This window comes from Lysobacter antibioticus (genome assembly GCF_001442535.1).
Classification (GTDB): Bacteria; Pseudomonadota; Gammaproteobacteria; order Xanthomonadales; family Xanthomonadaceae; genus Lysobacter; species Lysobacter antibioticus.
Map to the genome: position 1 here is coordinate 1,590,530 of NZ_CP013141.1, position 15,278 is coordinate 1,605,807.

General features: G+C 65.8%; 9 protein-coding genes and 1 pseudogene. 4 read left to right on the forward strand and 6 right to left on the reverse strand.

Features of this window, described 5'->3' with window-relative positions:
• The first annotated feature begins 116 nt into the window (after window positions 1-116).
• A pseudogene (locus GLA29479_RS06565) lies at window positions 117-1,695 on the forward strand (DHA2 family efflux MFS transporter permease subunit).
• 172 nt (window positions 1,696-1,867) lie between these two features.
• On the opposite strand, the gene GLA29479_RS06570 reads toward GLA29479_RS06565, so the two are convergent.
• Window positions 1,868-3,583: a hydrogenase maturation protein gene (locus tag GLA29479_RS06570; RefSeq protein ID WP_211265036.1), complete on the reverse strand. Its 1,716-nt coding sequence runs from the start codon at window positions 3,581-3,583 to the stop codon at window positions 1,868-1,870.
• Between the two features lie 377 nt (window positions 3,584-3,960).
• On the opposite strand from GLA29479_RS06570, the gene GLA29479_RS06575 reads away from it, so the two are divergent.
• Together GLA29479_RS06575 and GLA29479_RS06580 are read left to right on the forward strand one after the other, a co-directional pair.
• Entirely contained in the window at window positions 3,961-4,176 is a 216-nt protein-coding gene (locus GLA29479_RS06575; protein WP_057917544.1) for a hypothetical protein, read from the forward strand.
• A gap of 490 nt (window positions 4,177-4,666) precedes the next feature.
• The gene (locus tag GLA29479_RS06580; protein WP_057971130.1) at window positions 4,667-5,089 is read left to right on the forward strand and encodes a glutaredoxin family protein; all 423 of its coding nucleotides are present in this window, start codon (window positions 4,667-4,669) and stop codon (window positions 5,087-5,089) included.
• A gap of 45 nt (window positions 5,090-5,134) precedes the next feature.
• Here the strand turns inward: GLA29479_RS06580 and GLA29479_RS06585 are convergent, their stop codons facing one another.
• The 3 genes from GLA29479_RS06585 to GLA29479_RS06595 all read right to left on the reverse strand — a co-directional run bounded on the left by GLA29479_RS06585 (window position 5,135) and on the right by GLA29479_RS06595 (window position 7,715).
• Complete coding sequence (locus tag GLA29479_RS06585; RefSeq protein WP_057971131.1) at window positions 5,135-5,725, reverse strand: hypothetical protein; 591 nt, start codon at window positions 5,723-5,725, stop codon at window positions 5,135-5,137.
• The gene (gene radA, locus GLA29479_RS06590; protein WP_057971132.1) at window positions 5,722-7,140 is read right to left on the reverse strand and encodes a DNA repair protein RadA; all 1,419 of its coding nucleotides are present in this window, start codon (window positions 7,138-7,140) and stop codon (window positions 5,722-5,724) included. Before radA ends, GLA29479_RS06585 begins: the two co-directional genes overlap by 4 nt.
• Window positions 7,141-7,421: 281 nt before the next feature.
• A complete protein-coding gene (locus GLA29479_RS06595) occupies window positions 7,422-7,715 on the reverse strand; it encodes a hypothetical protein (RefSeq protein ID WP_144436382.1) in 294 nt (97 codons plus the stop codon).
• 572 nt (window positions 7,716-8,287) lie between these two features.
• Between GLA29479_RS06595 and GLA29479_RS06600 the strand changes: the two genes are divergently transcribed.
• The gene (locus GLA29479_RS06600; RefSeq protein WP_057971134.1) at window positions 8,288-12,586 is read left to right on the forward strand and encodes an Ig-like domain-containing domain; all 4,299 of its coding nucleotides are present in this window, start codon (window positions 8,288-8,290) and stop codon (window positions 12,584-12,586) included.
• Between the two features lie 375 nt (window positions 12,587-12,961).
• Here the strand turns inward: GLA29479_RS06600 and GLA29479_RS24365 are convergent, their stop codons facing one another.
• A complete protein-coding gene (locus GLA29479_RS24365; RefSeq protein ID WP_144436384.1) occupies window positions 12,962-13,813 on the reverse strand; it encodes a hypothetical protein in 852 nt (283 codons plus the stop codon).
• Window positions 13,814-13,853: 40 nt separating this feature from the next.
• Complete coding sequence (locus GLA29479_RS06610; RefSeq protein WP_057971135.1) at window positions 13,854-15,275, reverse strand: HlyD family type I secretion periplasmic adaptor subunit; 1,422 nt, start codon at window positions 15,273-15,275, stop codon at window positions 13,854-13,856.
• Window positions 15,276-15,278: the final 3 nt, after the last annotated feature.

A 15,278-nucleotide genomic window follows, 5' to 3' on the forward strand; every position in this document is an offset into this window, starting at 1 on the left:
GCCGCGAGCTCCGAGACCGTCATTCCGGCGCAAGCCGGAATGACGGGAATCGGAAGCGTTGGTTCCCGCTCTTGGTCCCGCGCCCGCGCGGCCCACCCGATCAGACAGGCAGATCCATGTCCGCCACCACGGCCAATGCCGGCGCCGCCCCCGCCGCGCCCACGCAAGCGGGCTTCCGCCCGCCGAACATCGCTGACCACGCTGGGCCTGGCCCTGGCGTCGTTCATGCAGGTGCTCGACATCACCATCGCCAACGTCTCGTTGCCGACCATCGCCGGCAACCTCGGCGGCAGCAGCAGCCAGGCGACCTGGGTCATCACCTCGTTCGCAGTCAGCAATGCGATCGCCCTGCCGCTGACCGGTTTCTTCACCCGCCGCTTCGGCGAGCGCAAATTGTTCATGTGGGCGACGCTTGCGTTCGTGGTCGCATCCCTGCTGTGCGGCCTGGCCAGCAGCATGGGGCTGTTGGTCACCGCGCGCGCCCTGCAAGGCTTCGTCGCCGGCCCGATGTACCCGGTCACCCAGGCGTTGTTGATCTCGATCTACCCACCGCATAAACGCGGGCAAGCGATCGCGCTGCTGGCGATGGTCACGGTGGTGGCGCCGATCGCCGGCCCGATCCTGGGCGGCTGGATCACCGACAACTACAGCTGGGAATGGATCTTCTTCATCAACATTCCCATCGGCATCTTCGCCAGCCTGGTGGTCGGCAGCCAGTTGCGCGGGCGCCCGGAGAAACTCGAACGGCCGAAGATGGACTACATGGGCCTGATGACCCTGATCGTCGGCGTCGGCGCGCTGCAGGTCCTGCTCGACCTGGGCAACGACGAAGACTGGTTCAACTCGACCAAGATCGTGATCCTGGCGATCGTCTCGGTGATCGCGCTGACCGTGTTCGTGATCTGGGAACTGACCGAGCGCGACCCGATCGTCAACCTGCGCCTGTTTCGCCATCGCAACTTCGCCGCCGGCACCGCGGCGATGGTGCTGGCCTACTCGGCTTTCTTCGCGGTCGGCCTGCTGGTGCCGCTATGGCTGCAGCGCAACCTGGGCTATACGCCGATCTGGGCCGGTTTCGCCACCGCGCCGATCGGCATCCTGCCGGTGTTGCTGACGCCTTTCGTCGGCATGTACGCGACCCGTTTCGATCTGCGCATGGTCGCCAGCTTCGCCTTCATCGCCATGGCCTTCACCAGCTTCATCCGCTCCGGCTTCAACCTCGACGTCGATTTCAACCACGTCGCGATGGTGCAGCTGTGGCAGGGCCTCGGCGTCGCCCTGTTCTTCATGCCGGTGCTGACGATCCTGCTGTCGGATCTGGAGCCGCACGAGATCGCCGCCGGCTCCGGCCTGGCCACCTTCGTGCGCACCCTCGGCGGCAGCTTCGCGGCCTCGCTGACCACCTGGGGCTGGAACCAGCGCAGCACCGTCCACCACGCCCAGCTCACCGAACACATCGGCGCCTACGACCCGGCGGTGCTGCAGACGGTCGATACGCTCGGCCACGGCGACCTGCAACGCGGCGCGGTGAGTTTGAATCAGATGATTTCGCAGCAGGCCGCGCAGATCGGCTTCAACGAGATCTTCCACCTGCTCGGCATCCTGTTCCTGGCGGTGATCGTGATCGTCTGGTTCGCCAAGCCGCCGTTCACCGCCAAGCTCGGCGGCGGCGCGGCCGCGGCCGGCGGGCATTGATCGGGACGGATGGGGCCACGCAGCGCTTCAACATCAAGATTTCAGCATCGCTGCCGCATTCGAAACGCGACGGCGATGGCATCGACGCCATCGACGCGACAGGCCGGGTTCGCCCGGCCTGTCGCGTTTCGCGTCTTGTCCCCTAACGGCCGCAGCCGTATCGATGCCCGACTCAGGCCGGCACCCGCACCGCCGGCTGCGCCACCGGCGCCGCCTCGCACACCTCCGCCGCGCACTTCAATACGAAGCGTTGCCGCGCCTCGTGGTAGCTGCGATCGGCGCCGAAGAAATTGCGATACATGTGCGCGAGTTCTTCGGCACCGTAACTTTCCAGCGGTTTGCGGCGTTCGTCGGCGGCGCGGCGCCGACGCTTGAGCGCCAACGCCTTGCGACAACTCGCCGGATCGGCCGCGCGTTCGGCGCGCTGTTCGACATGGGCGACGAAGTCGGCGGCGCTGGCGCCGAAGGCCGCATCGATCAAGCCGATGCGCTCGGCACCGGCGGCGCCGATGGGACGCAGGCCCTCGGTCAGCTCCTGGGCCAGGGTGTCGCCGACCCGACGCGGCAACAGATAGGTCCAATACTCCGAACCGTACAGCCCACCCATGCTCTTGTAGTGCGGATTCATCACCACGCCGCGCCGCGCCCACACCTGATCCGCCGCCAAGGCCAGGATCACCCCGCCGGCGCCGGCATTGCCCTGCATCGCCGAGATCACCAGATGGCTGTCGGTCAGCACGATCTCGCGCACCAGGGCATTCATCGCCAGGATGTTGCGCCACGACTCCAGCGCCGGATCGTTCGAGGCCTGGATGGTGTTGAGGTGGATGCCGTTCGACCACAGGTCGGCGCCGCCCATCAGCACGATCGCCCGGGTCGGGCGTTGCCGCGCCTGCAGGAAGGCGGTGCGTAACCGATCGCACTGCGCGGTCGACATCGCGCCGTTATAGAAGTCGAAATGCAGATAGCCGACCGCGCCGACTTCGCGGTAACGGATCTGCCGGTAGCCGTGGTCGCGGCGACCGGCGACCGACATCGCCGGCCTCGACGCGCGCTCGATCACCCCTTGCATGCGCCGCTCGCCCAGCACCTGGGTCGCCGGCAGCTTGATCCCGTCCTTCTCGCGCAGATGGCTGAGCCATACCGCGCCGTCGCCGGTGGCCACGCAGACCGCGCCTTCGCGCCATCCGAGCAAGTCGCCCGGGCGGCCGCGCAGGGAACGCTCGAGATGAGCGCCGAACACTTGGCAACGCAGCCCGGCCAGTTCGGCGCGCGCGCCCGGATAGCTATCGGCGCTGCGGACCCGCGCCAGCACCGAGGCGCTGTCGAGTTGCCAGTCGATCGCGCGCTCGGACGGGCGCATCGCCGCGCGCAGGCGGCCGCGCACCTCGGCGCGGCCGTAGTCGAGCGGCTGCGGGCGATAGCCGCCCCCGGCGTAGCGTTCCACCGCCTGCAGCAAGGCGCGGATCGCGGCATCGGTGACTTCGTGCCGGTACAGCTGACTCTTGGACGCGCCGCGCATGGCGAAACCGGCGCTGGCCCAGATATCGCCGGCGTCCATCTCGGCCGCCGCCTGCAACACCGTCGCCCCCCAGTCGTGTTCGCCGTCGAGGATCGCCCAGTCCAGCGAGGACGGCCCACGGTCGCCGACGATGCCGGGATGGACGATCAGACAGGTGTGGTGGGTCCAGATGTCGTCGGGAATCGCCGACTTGAGCATCGGCGCGACGATCAATTGCGGCCGCTCGCGCGCGACCGCGGCACGCATCGTGTCGGCATCGGCGGCGACTTGCACGCTGACCTCATGGCCGAGATCGGTCAGCTCGACCCAGGCGCGCTGCGCAAGGCCGTTGTACGCGGTGCACAGGAACAGGATACGCAGCGCCATCGCACGCTCCATGTCACGACGAAGCGTCGAATTTGTGCCATCGCATGTTCATATTCCTGAGCGGCGATCACAAATTTCTGCTGCGCCGCAGCGGGATCGCGAATTCTCGACGGCCATCGCCGTTCCAGGAAGAACTGCGGAAAACAAGTGTTTTCATTGACCGTCGCGGCTGCCAGGCTACGTTTTGCTACGGGCGACGACCGTCTGTTTTGACAGTGGCCCGGCACGCGCCGCGCCGATTCGGCATCCTCGCCGGGCGACGGCGGATCCGTTGCAAGCGCGGCGTCGGGGACGCAACGTCGCCTGTTCTCGTCGAGCGTCCAGGAACGGCCGCGACCGCGGCCTCATCGCCCATGACGGGCTCAAGGAGAGGACTGATGTTGAAGCGCACGACCACCAAGTTGTTCGCCACCTGCGCGTTCTGTTTCGGCATGGCGTTTTCGTTGAGCGCCATCGGCTCCGGCGGTTGCCAGAGCTGTTGGGACGCTTGCCAGGCGGATTTCGACTACTGCATCGACGCCGGCTATCCCGCGGAAAACTGCCGGGTCACCTGGCGCAGCTGCGGCATTTCCTGCGGTTGCCAGATCCCCTGAGCCGCTCTCGCGGCCGGCAGGCGCCACTACGCCTGCCGGCCGCGTTCGATGCGCAAGATCGTGATGCATCGCAGCGAAGACCGCCGCCGGCGGACCGGACGCGGCCGCCGGAGCGTACGCCACGCGCGCGCCGAACACTCGAACAGGCGACCGGAGCGGTGTTTAGCAACGCCGATCACATCGGCACAGCGGCCGGGTCGTGGCGCCGGATCGCGGCGGTGCTATAACTCCGAGCGTCCAGTGACGGACCAGGAGCAACAGTGACGTTGACGCCCTCCACCGGCTTATCTCCGCAGGCCGCATCGCCTCCGTTACCACCGCTCCCGAAGCCCGGCCCCCGCCCGGATCGCCGCACTGGCCGCCATCCGCATACCCCATCGCCTGTCGGCGAACGCATCCGCCCTGCTGCGGCCGCGATCGCAGGCCTGCGCGATCACCCCATCACAGCCACCGCCGGCCCGCGCACGCCCCGGCTCTACGAGGACATGGAATGAACTTCAAATCGATCATGACGACGATTCTGGTCGTGGCGCTGGCGCTCGGTCTCGGCGTCGGTGCCGGTTATCTGGTCCGCAACAGCGGCCTGCTCGGCAACGGCGGAGGCGGCGGTGCGCTGGTGACCCAGGGCGATTACTCCTCGGTCTACGCCAAGGCCGGCGGCGACGTGGTGATGTACTCGTTGTCGACCTGCCCGTTCTGCAAACAGGCGCGCGCCGTGCTCGAAAAACAGAACGTCAAGTTCGTCGAACGCATCATCGACCAGGACAAGGATGCCAAGCTCGAGGCCGACGGCCTGAAGATCAAGAGCGTGCCGACCTTATACATCGGCGACCAGAGCCTGCAGGGCTACGACGAAGCCAAGCTGGTCGAACTGATCAATGCGCACGGCAAGGCGGCCAAGCCGGCGGCCTGAGCCCGGCGCGGTTCGACTTACCTCGCCGGCCCGGCCTCCATGGGCTTAGCCGGCGAGGACATGCAGGCCGCAGGCGAACGCTGCGCCGAGCAGCGTTCCGCCGATCACTTCGGCCAGGGTGTGTCGCGCCAGTTTCAGGCGCGACCAGGCCAGCAACGGCAATAGCAAGATCGCAACCGCGGCCAGCGCGGGCCGCAGCGAAAACAGCGACACCCCGGCGAACGCCAGGCTCGCCATGTGCAGGGACAGTTTGATCCAGCGATTGAGCAAGGCCGCCACGACCAGCATCGCCGCGACCGCGAGTATCCCCTGCCCCATCGGTGCCGCGCGTTCGCGCATCCACCACCAACAGATCGCCAGCACCGCGAGCAACACCGCATACAGCAGCGGCCGCTCGCTGGGATGCGAGGCATCCACGGTCGACCACTGTCCGCTGCGCCGACGCTGGGCCACGAAGGCCCAGCTCACCAACACCGCCGCCGCGACCGCGCACAGCGCCGACCAGAACGCCTGCGGCGCGAGCATCCGCACGCTGACCATCGTCAATACGATGAAGACCGCGAACGGATGCAGGACGATCGATACCCAACGGGCGAACCCGCCCGTGCCGCCGTGTTCGCGACGAGCGTCGCTCACGCCGCGTCCAAGGCCTCGGACAGGCGTTCGACCGCGATCACCTCCATCTCGCCGATACGGCCGCCGCGCGGGGCGTTACCCTTGGCCACGATGGCGCGTTTGAAGCCGTGGGTCGCGGCTTCCTTGAGGCGGTCTTCGCCGTTCGGCACCGGCCGGATCTCCCCGGACAGGCCGACTTCGCCGAAGGCGACGGTGTGCTCGGCCAGGGGCTGATCGCGCAGCGACGACAGCACCGCCAACAGCACCGGCAGATCGGCTGCGGTTTCCTGCACGCGGATGCCGCCGACCACGTTGACGAACACGTCCTGGTCGCCGACCGAGATGCCGCCGTGGCGATGCAGCACGGCGAGCAGCATCGCCAGGCGGTTCTGCTCCATGCCGACCGCGACCCGGCGCGGGTTCGACAAGGGCGAGGAATCGACCAGCGCCTGCACCTCGACCAGCAACGGCCGCGTGCCTTCGCGCGTCACCATGACGCAGCTGCCCGGCTGCGGGCTACGGCTACCGGACAGGAAGATCGCCGAGGGGTTCGGCACTTCGCGCAGGCCCTTGTCGCTCATCGCGAACACGCCGAGCTCGTTGACCGCGCCGAAGCGGTTCTTGAACGCGCGCAACACGCGGAAACGGCTGCCGCTCTCGCCTTCGAAATACAACACCGCATCGACCATGTGTTCGAGCACGCGCGGGCCGGCGATGCCGCCCTCCTTGGTCACGTGGCCGACCAGGAACACCGCGGTGCCGGTTTCCTTGGCGTAGCGCACGAGCCGCGCCGCGCTCTCGCGGACCTGGCTGACCGATCCCGGCGCGGCGCCCAGTTGTTCGGTCCACAGGGTCTGCACCGAGTCGGCGACGATCAGCGCCGGCTTGGTCGCGGCGGCGTGTTCGAGGATGCGCTCGACACCGGTCTCGGCCAGGGCATGCACGCCGTCGAGCGGCAAACCGAGGCGAGCGGCCCGGCCGGCGACTTGCGACAGCGATTCTTCGCCGGTGACGTACAGACCCGGCAGGGTCTGGGCCATGCGCGTGATCGCCTGCAGCAACAGGGTCGACTTGCCGATGCCGGGGTCGCCGCCGACCAGCACGACCGCGCCGTGCACCAGGCCGCCGCCGAGGACACGGTCGAACTCGCCGATGCCGGTGCTGACCCGCGACTCCTCGCTATGGCGCACGTCCTTCAATGCGGTCACCGCGGGCGCATCGACGCGTCCGGCCCAACTCGAACGGCGGCTGGCGGCGACTCCGCCGCCGCCCGCGCCGGCCTTGGCCGCCGGTTCGACGATGAATTCGCTGAGGGTGTTCCAGCCGCCGCACTCGCCGCACTGCCCCTGCCATTTGTTGTAGTCCGCGCCGCACTCCGAACAGACGTAGGCGGTGCGGGCGGCCTTGGCGGCGGACTTGCCGGGCGATTTGGACATATTCGACATGGGCGGACGACTGGCAACGATGCGGTACGAAACCGCACTGTAGCCGCTCGCCGTCGCATGCTGCGAGATTGGCCGCGCAACTCATTGATTCGCCGGGGCAAGCGCCACGGTCGGCGGATTCGCCGAGGATCGATGAGCCGACAGAACCAAAGGCGCGACGCTCCGGATGGCGCCGGCAGTCTCGCCGCCCCCACTTGAATCGATCGAACTAGCGGTCGCTGCGCCGGACGCGCCCGAAGGCCGCCCTCAGGCGGCCCCGCCATGCCGAGGGCTCAGGCCGCGAAGGGCGGGTGGTGCTCGGGATAGATCGCGCGCAGGTTCTGCTGCGGGATCGCCAGCAGGCCGCCGACATCGTGCGAGGCGACGATGCTGTAGCCGCGCGCATCGATGTCCTTGGCGATCGTATGCCAGTCCAGCTTCGGCATCGCCATCGAAGTGTCGATCGTCCAACCGAAGCGCAAGGCGCCGAGGGCCTTCATTTCGTCGAGCGGCAACCAGCTGTCGGCAGGTGCGACCACATAACCCTCGTCCTCACCCACCACGAATACGTCTACGCGCATTTTCATCAGTGCCTTTGCTGTATTTGCTGCAAGCCGGCGCATGGTGTCGATCGGCCCGATAAAAAAAGGTGAAGAAGGAATTAGCGATTTGCTGAAGCGCCGCCGGTTGCTGATATTGGATTCAAGTTCTATGCAAGTTGATGACAGAAACGCAGGACTCCGTGCTGCCCTGCAGCTTGACAGGGCAAGATCTCAGGCGTTGCGACGCGGGATTTTCCAAACTGAACACTACGGCCGAGGCTAAGCACATTGCGCCGTCTACCGCCGCGCCAGGGCTTCGGGTTAAATAGCCTCGACGACACGTCGATCGTTCTTGCTGAGGAAGCTGCGCTCGGCATCCGAACGCCGGCGGCCGACGATCAATCACCGCTTCAAGGCCCCGTTTTTTGCGGGAGCCGCTCTGGGGAGAGCACCAACGACACGCACGCATTCGGACCGACCGTGTCCCGTCTCGGTTCGTGCGTGCGTCATCGCCAAGGTGACCATCCGTTTCCATCGAAACGTCTACACACAAGGAACCCGCCATGAGGCCCAAGCAACAGGAAGTTCGCAGGAATTGGCGTTGGAGCGCAGTGGCCATGGCTCTGACTCTGACGATGGGATCGTCGGCATTGCTATCGAGCAGGGCCGGCGCCGCTTCCGAGCCACTGCCGCAGACGCTCGCGCACAGTCTGGCGGCCGATGCCCGCGAAGCGCGCGCGCAACTACCGGACGGCCGCTGGCTGGTACTCGAGCGCAGCGGCGCCGCATTGGCCTTGATAGAAGACCGCGCAGGCGGCAGCGCCGTGCGTCGCTGGCCGCTTTCGACGCCTAGGCGCTGGGCCAGCCTCAGTCTGCTGCCGAGCGGACGCGTGCTGATCTGGGGCGGCGTCGACGGCAAAGGGCTGGCACATCAAGGCGGCCTTTGGTTCGACCCGACGTCGCACACCTTGAGCGCGAGCGGCCCGCTCAAGCTCTTGCCGCGCGCTGGCCATGCCGCCACCGTACTCAGCGACGGCCGTCTGCTGGTCACCGGCGGTTGGACACCAGGCAGCGCCGGCGTCGCCCAGGCCGAGCTGTGGGACGAACGCAGCGCATCGGCATCGGTGCCGACGGGCCTACCGACCCCACCACGCATCGGCCATCGCAGCCGGATCGAGAACGACGGTGGCGTGCGTCTGTCCGGCGGCATCGACGGCCGAGGCCGCCGCATCGTCCAGGACCAGCGCTACGACCCGGTCCGGCAGAGTTTCGATGCCGCCGGCGCAGCCTCCGCCACCGACAACGGGCAGGCGCCGCGATTGATGGCGGCCTTCCCGCACGACCTGGCACAGAACGTCGCTCCGGACTCGCGCCTGTCGCTGCGCTTCGACCAGCCGCTGCGCACGGCGGAATTGAACGCTGCCAGCGTCACCCTGCTCGGCCCGCGCGGCTTCGCCGCCGTCCAGGTCACTCCGGCCGAGGCCGGCCGCCTGCTGTTCGTGACGCCGCGGCAACCGATGCAACCCAACGCAGCGTATTCGCTGTTGGTCGACGGCGTGCACGCGCGCAACGGCAAGTCCTTGCCGACGACGCTGATCGACTTCGAAACCGGGACCGCCGGCTCGCGTCCATCGCCGCAACCCACAGCGTCGGTCGCGACCGCAACGCGTACGGCGGCTACTTCGATGCCGACATCGGTCAGCGGCACGCTCGCCCCCGACGGCACCCCGGTGGATGTCGAATCGCAGACGCCAGGGCAAGAAATCACCGTGCCGTTCACGATCTCGCAAACCGGCGACTACGGCCTGGGCGTCAGCGAGCTGAACTTGAGCGCGGGCACCTCGGCGACCGTGAAAGTCACCCGCAGCGGCAGCACCGTGGTCAGCACCAGCTGTACGGCTCAATACGCGGGATGTGCGCTCAACCTGGCCAAACTCAGCACGGGCAGCTATGTATTGAGCGCGCGTCCGACCTCGAGTACCGCAACGATCAAGTTCAAGGCCACGCTGAGTCGCGACGCGACAACGCTGCTACAGCCCGGCGCCACCTATCCGCTGAGCCTGAGCTATCGCGGCCAGAACGGCCGTCCGGTGTTCAACGGCAGCGCCAATCAGCAAGTCAGCCTGCGCATCGCCGGGCAAGCCACGCTGCCGGCCGGCCGCGACATCAGCTACGTCGTCTACAACCCGGCCGGCGCCGCCATCAAGACCAGCGTGATTTCCGCTGCGACCGCCTCGATCAACCTCGTGCTGCCGAGCACCGGGCGATACACCCTCCTGGTCGACCCGCTCTACGGCGAAACCGCGAATACCGAGATCACCCTGACCCAGGGTTTCAGCGGCGCGCTCGTCGCCGACGGCGATTCGATGGATCTGTCCTCGCCGACCGAAGGCAAATCTGCAGCAGTCGATTTCTACGTCGCCGCGGGCGCCAGGCTGGGCTTGGGCTTCAGCAACCTGGCCCTTAGCGGTGCGCCAGCGGGAGAACCGGCGATCGCGGTGCTGACCAAGCCCGATGGCAGCCAAAGCACGCTGGGCAACTGTTTCGTCGCCAACGGCGGTTGCGACTTCAATCTCAGCGGCCTGGCGGCCGGCGTGCACAACATCCGGCTCGGCGCATATTCGGCCACGGCCCGGGTTTCGGTCACCGCGACCTTGAGCAACGACAAGACAGGTCCCGTGCCTTCGACCCCCACGCCGTTCGCATTGGATCGTCGCGGCCAGAATGCGCGCCTGTGGTTCGATGCCAGCGCCGGCCAGACCGTGGCACTCGCGTATTCGCAGTTGCTCAGTGCCCCGGCCAACCGGGCGGTCGCGATCACCGTGTACCGGCCCGACGGAATGAGCTTGAAAACCAACAGCTCGCGCTCGTCGGCGACTACCCTCAATCTGCCCAACCTGCCGGCGAGCGGACGTTATTCGGTGCTGGTCGATACCGAATTCGGCGCCACCGCGTCGATGAACCTGTGGCTCGCGAACGGTGTCGACGAAAGCCTTATGCTCGACGGCGATAGCGTCGACGCAGCGGCGCAGAACGCCGGACAGAATTTCTACTTCCGTTTGTCCAACCCGCAGACCGGCACTATCGGCCTCGGCTTCAGCGAACTGTCGGCTCCGGACCTCGGAAACGACCGCGTCCGCATCAGCGTCCTGTCCAGCGGCGGCGCCAGCGTGCTTTCGGAAGAGTGCCGCATCTCCTTGAGCGGTTGCGACCTCAACCTGACGAATCTCGCAAGCGGCAACTACAACATCGTCGTCGAACCTCTGGGCCAGCAGAAACTGAGCCTGCGCGCCACCGCCAGTACCCAGCTCAGCGGGTCGCTGGCCGGGGAAACCCCGTTCGCTCTGGCCCTTGCCCGCCCCGGCCAGGATGCCCTGCTCAGCTTCAACCTGCCCCAGACGCAGGACGTGGCCTTGGGCATCTACCAGCACGCGACTCAGCCGGTCGGCCGCGGCGTCGTCTACCGCATCTACAAGCCCGATGGGAGCCTGATCCTGCACCGCTCGGTCGATGCCGACCAATCGCTCTTTCTGCCGGGGCTCGCCGCAGGCGCCTATACGATCGGAATCGACCCCACCGAAGGCGAAACCGCCAGCGCGCAACTGATCCTGCACACGCCCAAGACCGGTGTGTTGGCGGTCGACGGCGATTCCCTGCCGATGTCCACCCAGACCGCGGGCCAGGAAATCCATCTGAGTTTCGAAGCGCAACAAGGCGCCAATCTCGGCCTCGGCATTTCGGAGTTGAGCGGCTCGACTTCGGCGGCGGCCTGGCTCAAGGCTTACCGACCGGATGGCACTCAACTGCATTCGCAATCCTGCGCACCGCCGGGCTGCAGCATGAACTTCAAGAACCTCGATGCCGGCATCTACACGGTCAAGATCTCCGATAGCGCTCCACCGCCGCCGGCCCGCTCGCTGCTCGCGACACTGAGCTCGGACCTGGAAGGCGGCGTCGGCGTGAATGCCCCGACCACGATTACCTTGAACCGCCCGGGCCTCAATGGCCGCTACCGTTTCAATGCGGTGGCCGGACAGAACCTGGCACTGACGATTTCGAATGTCGCGACCGCACCCGCGTTCGGGGATGTCGATTACACATTGTATCTGCCCGATGGCAGCCAGCGCACCGGCAGGTCGCAAAAGGGTTACAGCTTCAACCTGGACGCGCTTGCGTTGACCGGCGAATACATGCTGTTCGTCGATCCATCCAAGGCGATGCAGTTGAGCGGCAAGATCGAACTCGCGCTCGGAGAAAGCGGCCATATCGTCGCCGATGGCGATCCGGTCAACTTCGCCACCCAGCTTCACGGTCAGTCGCTGTATTTCACCTTCGATGCGGTACAGGGCGAATACCTCGACCTGGGTTTGAGCGAGTTCCAGCTCGACGGCTCTTCGGGCGACTACAGGATCTTCGTGGTTCCGCTGGCCGACGGCCCCACGCGCCAGGGTTACTGCGTCATGCAAGGCCCCTGCAGCATGCGTCTGAAGGACCTCGCGGCCGGCCGTTATCTGGTCGCCCTGGAGCCGTACTGGCAGGACCCCGACCGCTACAGCCCCTTCAGCACGACCGCGACCCTCAGCCGCGAACTCTCCGGAACCTTGAGCCTCGACCAGCCGCAGACCGTGACGATTCCGCGCCACGGCCAAGTCATGCGCCTGGCCCTTCCGGTGGTGGCGGGACAGAAGCTGCTGCTGAAAGTCGCCGGTCAATCGACTGCTCCCACTGGCAACGTCGTCGGCTACAGCGTGCAGACGCCATCCGGCGAACTGGTGTTGTCGAGCGGCAACAGCAACGAGACCGCGACTTTCAACCTGAACTACGCGCCCACGAGCGGCGACTACCCGATGACGATCATCAATGGGCACGCGACCAGCGCGCAGATGCAAGTAGTGATCGAGCAGGCTCCGGAATAGGTCGAACCTCACCGCCGATCCGTCGTTGGATCGGCGGCGTCGCCCGCAGTCGCCGTCCATCGCCGATAACCTCGGCCTCGCAGACACCGAAGCGTCCAGAAACAGAGGCCCTGTTTAACAGATACAGCCCCGCTCCGGCGGGGCTTTGTCTTTTGGCAATCGATCAACGACCCGGTAGTGCAGCATGCGGGCGCCGTTCCTAGGCGATGCAGCTCTTGACCTTATCCCGGCCGATGCTGAGGAAACGCGCAGTCGCATCGAGGTGCTCGTTGTTCTCGCGCAGACAACTTAAGACCACCCTAGCCGCGCTAGCAGGCAATATTGACAGTCCCTTTTATCTTTCTTGCTATTCAAACAACGATTGAAATGCGCAAATCAGTTCCTCTCGACAACTGCTAACGCATTGACTTTCCTTCTCAAGGCGGCATCCACTTCCAGTATTTTATCGACGGGAAGCCTCGATTTATCGAATCCGTAACTCAAGCTGACACCCCTATACAGGCGGTAATAAACATGGCAGTCATCAGGGGAAATTGTCGGCCCGAGGCCGCAAAGAACGATATAACGACGCCCCTGTGGCGCCGTGTAACCACGCGAATCACCGCGGAACGTGGAGACTTGCGCATGCTCGAAGTCGCTACCGACCGAGCAGCCTTGAAGTCCGTTCTTCAGGTTCTTGCACACAGCCATATTGACGAAGCGATCCGAGGCCCGTTCGCTGACGTCTTGCATCGCGGACGATCCATCGGAAGTTCCGATCAGACTTATCGAGGTGAGCAGACCGAACTGCTGCGCATATGGCCCTTGATCTCGTTCGAATACGTCTTTTAAGTCCAACACCTGGACGCGAGCGGGAACTTCTGCGCAATAACCTGCATCGTTCGCGCCCCCCTCATCCGACCGATGCGTATTGCCCGGTGAGCGACCCACCGATTGAACTATATTGGCGCGCGGGTACTTGAACAGCGTGGCACCAACCAACGCATAAACAGCATCGACTTCCTTTCCACGAGGACAACGACGAGCGCCGGAAACGGATTCGTCCGAGCGTTCCGACAAAGGATGCTGCGACCGAGATTGTGGCGACGATGTCGATTTCGGTCTCTGGGCCGGAGTCGACGTCTGAAGGGAGCCATCGCAAGCGTTCATAAGCAACGATGTCAGCAACACGCCGCCTACGCTCAGGACCGCGCGAAACCGAAGCCTGCTCTTCGCACGAATGTCCATCTTCACTCCATCGATATTTTGATTTTGGCGCGGGACATAATTACCGCTCCCGCAAGGCCTCACCCGTATGCTGCTGCAACGGACTCAATAGGTAATCGATCACCCTGCGCTTGCCGGTACTGATCTCGACGCTCAAGGCCATGCCCGGTGTCAGGCGAACCCGCACCCCGTCGATATCGAGCGCGGTCTGGGCCAACCTGACCCGCGCGGGGAATACCAGTCCCAGCTTTTCGTCCTGGGCGGCGTCGTGCGAGACGCTTTCGACGGTGCCGGTCAGGTAGCCGTAGCGGGTGTAGGGAAAGCTTTCGACTTTCACCGTCACCGGCTGGCCGGCACGCACGAAGCCGATGTCCTTGTTCAACACCGTCGCCTCGACCTCCAACGCCTCTTCGGCCGGCACCACCGCCAGTAGCGGCTGCGCCGGGGTGACCACGCCACCGACGGTATGCACGGCGAGCTGCTGGACCGTGCCTGCTACCGGCGCTCGCAGCTGCATGAGCTTATCGCGCTGACCGGTCTTGGCCACTTCCGGAGTGAACTGCTGGACTTGTTCGCGCGCTTTGCGCAGCCCGTCCAAGGTTTGCTGACGGGTTTCGGCGACCAACACCTTCAACTGCTCCTGCGCGCCGCTCAGAGCCGATTGAGTCTCGTGCAGCCGGCTGCGTTGCGCGGCAAGGTCGCGTTCGGCGGCGATGCGTTCCTGCTCGCGCAGCAGGTACTCGTGCCGTCCTACATACTTGCCTTCGACCAGCTTGGCGTAATCGTCAGCGCGTCCTTTGGCGATCACGGCGCTTTGCTGCAAGGGGCCAATCAGGGACTGAACGGTCTGCAACTCGGCCTTGCGCTGGCCGATCGCCGCTTCCAAGTTGTCGCGCTTGGCGCTGAAGGCCTGGAATTCGCTGTGCGCGAGCTGCTGTTCGGACTGGAAACGCACCGCCGGCAAGGCCGGGTCCGAAGCCAGTACCGGCGCGCCGTGCCCATCGATCGCCGCCGCCAGCGCACTCAGGCGCAATTCCGCCAGGCGCGCGTTGACCAGGGTCTCCCCGGCCTTCTCGTAGTCGGCGGTGGTCGCGGTGGCGTCCAGTTCGATCAACAGCTGCCCTTGCTTCACCCGCTCGCCGTCGCGCACCAATATCCGCCGCACCACCGCGGTTTCCGCCGGCTGCAGCACTTTGGTGCGCGAACCGACCACCGTCTTGCCTTGCGCCACCGCGACGATGTCCAGCTTGCCGATGCAGGCCCACAACAGCGCCACGCAGAAGAACGCGACGATGATGCGCATCGTCCAGCGCGGCAACGGCGCCAGCGGCGTCTCTATCAACTCCAGATGCGCAGGCAGGAACGCCAACTCGTCCTGACTGCGTTTCGGCGGATCCAGGGTCTCGCGCACGGACCAAGCCGCCTTGAAGACACGACCGTAGCGCGCGACGAAATCGCCGACCGCCTGAAAGACATGCTTCATCGG

Excerpts from the sequence above, each read along its gene's own strand:
- radA (WP_057971132.1), bottom strand. The coding sequence starts at position 7,140 with ATGTCCAAATCGCCCGGCAAGTCCGCCGCCAAGGCCGCCCGCACCGCC.
- GLA29479_RS06600 (WP_057971134.1), top strand. The coding sequence starts at position 8,288 with ATGGCTCTGACTCTGACGATGGGATCGTCGGCATTGCTATCGAGCAGG.
- GLA29479_RS06575 (WP_057917544.1), top strand. The coding sequence starts at position 3,961 with ATGTTGAAGCGCACGACCACCAAGTTGTTCGCCACCTGCGCGTTCTGT.
- GLA29479_RS06570 (WP_211265036.1), bottom strand. The coding sequence starts at position 3,583 with ATGGCGCTGCGTATCCTGTTCCTGTGCACCGCGTACAACGGCCTTGCG.
- GLA29479_RS24365 (WP_144436384.1), bottom strand. The coding sequence starts at position 13,813 with ATGGACATTCGTGCGAAGAGCAGGCTTCGGTTTCGCGCGGTCCTGAGC.
- GLA29479_RS06595 (WP_144436382.1), bottom strand. The coding sequence starts at position 7,715 with ATGAAAATGCGCGTAGACGTATTCGTGGTGGGTGAGGACGAGGGTTAT.
- GLA29479_RS06610 (WP_057971135.1), bottom strand. The coding sequence starts at position 15,275 with ATGAAGCATGTCTTTCAGGCGGTCGGCGATTTCGTCGCGCGCTACGGT.
- GLA29479_RS06580 (WP_057971130.1), top strand. The coding sequence starts at position 4,667 with ATGAACTTCAAATCGATCATGACGACGATTCTGGTCGTGGCGCTGGCG.